This is a genomic window from Streptomyces sp. SM10, from assembly GCF_002910915.1.
In the GTDB taxonomy this organism is placed as follows: domain Bacteria; phylum Actinomycetota; class Actinomycetes; order Streptomycetales; family Streptomycetaceae; genus Streptomyces.
In genome coordinates, this window is the sequence record NZ_NEUF01000026.1 from 1 (window position 1) to 3,205 (window position 3,205).

General features: G+C 67.7%; 1 protein-coding gene. It reads left to right on the forward strand.

Annotated elements, in window-relative coordinates; genetic code table 11:
* Positions 1-3,205 (forward strand): type I polyketide synthase (locus B9S57_RS36150; protein WP_146057699.1); only part of this gene is annotated, 3,205 nt, incomplete at both ends.

A 3,205-nucleotide genomic window follows, 5' to 3' on the forward strand; every position in this document is an offset into this window, starting at 1 on the left:
TCCTGGCGTTATCGGGTGGTGTGGAAGTCGGTTGGGGGTGTGGTGTCGGAGTCGCTCCCGGGTGGTTGGCTTGTGGTGTGTGGGTCGGGTGTGGTTGATGGCCCGGTGGTGTCGGGGTTGGTGGCTCGTGGTGCGGGTGTGTTGGTGGTCGATGGTGTTGTTGACGGTGGGGTGTTGGGGGAGCGTCTGGTAGGCGTTTCGGGCGTGGTGTCGTTGTTGGATGCTGCGGGGACGTTGGGGTTGGTTCAGGTTCTGGCCGGTGTGGGTGTGCCGGTGCGTGTGTGGTGTGTGACCAGTGGTGCGGTGTCGGTGGGTCGTGCTGATGGTGTGGTGGATCCGTTGGGTGCTCAGGTGTGGGGTCTGGGGCGTGTGGCGGGGCTGGAGTTGCCTCAGGTGTGGGGTGGGCTGGTCGATGTCGCGGGGGTTGTGGACGAGCGTGTGCTGGGCCGGTTGTGTGGGGTGTTGGCCGGTGGGGGTGGTGAGGATCAGGTAGCGGTGCGGGGCTCGGGTGTGTTCGGGCGTCGTGTGGTGCGTGCCCCGGGGTCGGGTGGGGGTGCGGGTGTTGTTGTGGGTGGGACGGTGTTGGTGACGGGGGGTTCGGGTGCCTTGGGTGGGCATGTGGCCCGGTGGGTGGTGGGTGAGGGTGCCGGCCGTGTGGTGTTGGTGAGCCGTGGTGGTTCGGTTTCGGGGGAGCTGGTCTCTGAGTTGGAGGGGCTGGGTGCCGAGGTTGTGGTCGCTGCGTGTGATGTGAGTGATCGGGGTGCTCTGGCGGGGCTGGTGGAGGAGGTCGAGTCGGTCGGCGGTCCGGTGCGCGCGGTGTTCCATGCGGCGGGGGTCGGTCAGATGACCGGTCTGGTGGGTATGACGGCGGATGAGTTTTCCGGGGTGTTGCGTGCGAAGGTGACGGGTGCGGACAACCTTGATGCGGTTTTCGGTGACCGTGGTCTGGATGCGTTCGTGTTGTTCTCGTCGATCAGCGCGGTCTGGGGCAGTGGTGGTCAGGGCGCTTATGCGGCGGCCAACGCGCATCTCGATGCCTTGGCCGAGCGGCGCCGGGCCCGCGGTCTGACCGCCACCTCCATCGCCTGGGGCCCCTGGGCCGAAGGCGGCATGGCCGACGGAGAAGCCGCAGAGCACCTCCGTCGACATGGCCTGACCGCGATGGCGCCCACTATGGCGGTCACCGGACTCGCGCAAGCGCTCCAGGAGAGCGACTCCGTGATCACGGTCGCCGACGTGGACTGGCAGCTCTTCACGCAGACGTTCACCGCCATGCGTACGAGCCCTCTGCTGAGCGAACTCACCGAGCTGGATGAACCCGCCTCTGCCGAAAGTCGACCCTCTTCCCTTCCGGACCAATTCGGCGTGCTTTCGGAGGCGGAGCGGGCGTCTGCGCTGCTCGACCTCGTGCGCCGGCAGGTCGCATCCGTTCTGGGGCACCGGAACACGGCCAGGATCCCGGCGGACCGAGCGTTTCAGCAACTGGGGTTCGATTCCCTTACGGCCGTCGAGCTGCGGAACCTTCTGCAGAAGGAAACCGGGCTCGGTCTACCCACCACTCTTGTCTTCGACTGCCCGAACCCCGCTGCTCTGGCGGACTACCTCAGTGCGCGGCTCTTCGGTGCAGAGGAGGGCTCGGAGAAGTCCGAGACAGCCACGTCCGCCTGGAGTGACGACCCGCTCGTCATCGTGGGCATGAGCTGCCGCCTCCCCGGGGACGTCCGTTCCCCGGAGGACCTGTGGGCGCTGCTCGTCGCGGAGGCCGACGGAATCACCGGCTTCCCTGTCGACCGGGGCTGGGCCGTAGAACCGAATGCCTCCTTTGCACGCGAAGGCGGCTTCCTGCACGACGCCGCCTCGTTCGATGCGGAGTTCTTCGGTATCTCGCCGCGTGAGGCGCTGGCGATGGACCCGCAGCAGCGCCTGCTGCTGGAGACGTCGTGGGAGGCCTTCGAGCGTGCGGGGATCGACCCGCTCTCCGTACGAGGCAGCCGTACAGCCGTCTTCGCCGGAGCCGCGAGCCAGGGATATGCATCGGGCGCGAATGCCGGTGAGGTGGAGGGCGTCGGAGGGCATCTGCTCACGGGTAATGCGACGAGTGTTCTGTCCGGCCGCATCTCGTACGCCTTCGGGCTCGAAGGGCCGGCCGTCACGCTCGACACGGCGTGCTCGTCGTCTCTGGTGGCCTTGCACCTTGCCGCTCAGGCCCTGCGGTCGGGTGAGTGCTCGCTGGCACTGGTCGGTGGTGTGACGGTGATGGGCACTCCGGTGACGTTTTCGGAGTTCTCCCGGCAGGGTGGCCTTGCCGAGGACGGCCGGTGCAAGTCCTTCGCGGAAGCCGCGGACGGCACCGGCTGGTCCGAGGGTGTGGGCGTGCTCCTGGTGGAGCGGCTGTCGGATGCGCGGCGGAACGGGCACGAGGTGCTTGCTGTCGTGCGGGCAAGTGCGGTCAATCAAGACGGTGCGAGTAACGGGCTGACGGCGCCCAACGGCCCGTCACAGCAGCGGGTGATCCGGCAGGCGCTGCTGAACGCCGGTCTGTCTGCCTCTCAGGTGGACGTCGTGGAAGCACACGGAACCGGTACCGCGCTGGGTGACCCGATCGAAGCGCAGGCAGTTCTCGCGACGTACGGGCAGGGACGTGACGAGGCCCGACCGCTGCACTTGGGGTCATTGAAGTCGAACATCGGTCACACGCAGGCGGCGGCGGGTGTGGCCGGGATCATCAAGATGGTGTTGGCGATGCGGCATGGTGTGTTGCCGCGGACGTTGCATGTGGATGAGCCGTCGTCGCAGGTGGACTGGTCGGCGGGTTCGGTGGAGTTGCTGACGGAGTCGGTGGCGTGGCCGGAGACGGGTGAGGCACGACGTTCCGCGGTGTCGTCCTTCGGGATCAGCGGCACCAACGCGCATGTGATTCTCGAGCAGGCGCCGCCTGCGGCGGGGGCCATCGCTTCCTCAGCCCCTGTCACGGTGCCGGTGGTGCCGTGGGTGGTGTCGGCGAAGTCCGAGGCGGGTCTGTCTGCGCAGGTGGAGCGGTTGTCCGCGTTCGCCGGAGGCCATGATTCTCTGGATGTCGGGTTCTCGTTGGCGACGACGCGTGCGGCGTTGGAGCACCGTGCTGTGCTGATCGGTGACCGGGCCGTGCGGGGCGAGGTGGTCGAGGGCCGGTCGGCGGTGTTGTTCTCGGGTCAGGGTGCGCAGC